The following is a 1,895-nucleotide window of genomic DNA, read 5'->3' on the forward strand; positions in this document are numbered from 1 at the left end:
CGTATTGAACCAACGGAGTTCAATGTTGGTGGTGCTCTGAAATCGAACGGATTGGCAGTTGAGCTAAAAGCTGACCCAACTACACCGGGTGGCTACATCGGTTTTGTGACTGATGGTTCGAACGTTGAAACTAACGTGTTCACGATTAGCTTCTCGGATACCAATTTAGGTCAATACACCTTCACCTTGCTTGAAGCGTTGGATCATGCGGATAGCCTTGCAAATAACGATCTGAGCTTTGATCTGCCAGTCTACGCCGTCGACAGTGATGGCGATGATTCATTGGTTTCTCAACTTAACGTAACCATTGGTGACGATGTTCAAATCATGCAAGGTGGTACGTTAGATATCACTGAGCCAAATCTTGCAGACGGCACAATTACAACCAATACCATCGATGTGATGCCAGAGCAAAGCGCCGATGGTGCGACGATCACTCAGTTCACTTATGACGGTCAAGTTCGAACACTGGATCAAACGGACAATGGTGAGCAGCAATTTAGCTTCACTGAAGGCGAGTTGTTCATCACTCTTCAAGGTGACGTGCGTTTCGAACCCAATCGCAACCTAGATCACACAGCTAGCGAAGATATCGTGAAGTCGATAGTGGTGACTTCAAGCGATTTAGATAACGATGTGGTGACGTCAACGGTCACTCTGACGATTACTGATGGTGATATCCCAACCATTGATGCAGTGCCAAGCGTTACTCTGTCTGAAATCAATCTTAGTGACGGCTCTGCGCCAAGTGGCACTGCAGTTAGTCAAACTGAGACGATTACCTTCACCAATCAAAGTGATGATGTTGCGAGTTTCCGTATTGAGCCAACAGAGTTCAATGTGGGCGGTGCACTGAAATCGAATGGATTTGCGGTTGAGATAAAAGAAGATTCGGCTAATCCGGGTACTTACATTGGCTTTATTACCAACGGTTCGGGCGCTGAAATCCCAGTGTTTACGATTGCTTTCTCTACGAGCTCATTGGGTGAATACACCTTTACTCTGCTTGAAGCGTTAGACCATGTAGATGGTTTAGATAAGAACGATCTGAGCTTCGATCTGCCTGTTTATGCGGTCGATACGGACGGCGATGATTCATTGGTGTCTCAGCTAAACGTGACCATCGGTGATGATGTCCAAATCATGCAAGACGGTACGTTAGATATCATCGAGCCAAATCTGGCTGATGGCACAATCACAACCAACACCATTGATGTGATGCCAAATCAGAGTGCTGATGGCGCGACGATCACTCAGTTCACCTATGACGGTCAACTAAGAACACTTGATCAGAATGACACTGGTGAGCAGCAGTTTAGCTTCACGGAAGGTAAGCTTTATATCACCCTTGAAGGTGAAGTGCGCTTTGAACCAAATCGTAATTTAGACCACTCGGTAAGCGAAGACATCGTGAAGTCGATTGTGGTGACTTCAAGTGATTTTGATAATGACGCTCTGACTTCAACCGTAACGCTGACGATTACGGATGGTGATAACCCTACGATTGACGTTATTCCGAGCGTTACTCTTTCTGAAACTAACCTGAGCGATGGCTCTGTTCCAAGTGGCAGCGCGGTAAGCTCGACTCAAATTATTACTTTTACCAATCAAAGTGATGATGTGGTTCGTTTCCGTATTGAGCCAACGGAGTTCAATACTAACGACGATCTTAAATCGAACGGTTTAGCCGTTGAGTTACGTGAAGATCCGACAGGGTCGGGTGACTACATTGGTTTTACGACCAGTGCCACAAACGTAGAAACTACAGTATTCACATTAAGCTTTAATTCTGGGTCATTAGGTGAATACACGTTCACGCTCATCGAAGCGTTGGACCACCAAGATGCCCGCGGCAACAACGACCTCAGTTTTGAACTGCCTGTTTATGCGGTAGA

At 46.0% G+C, this 1,895-nt stretch carries 1 pseudogene; it reads left to right on the forward strand.

The features are described from left to right. Positions 1–1,895 (forward strand): annotated as a pseudogene (locus tag AB4583_RS20765) (hypothetical protein); the annotation flags it as partial.

Origin of the sequence: Vibrio sp. 10N.222.49.C12 (assembly GCF_041475025.1) — a bacterium.
In the GTDB taxonomy this organism is placed as follows: domain Bacteria; phylum Pseudomonadota; class Gammaproteobacteria; order Enterobacterales; family Vibrionaceae; genus Vibrio; species Vibrio crassostreae_C.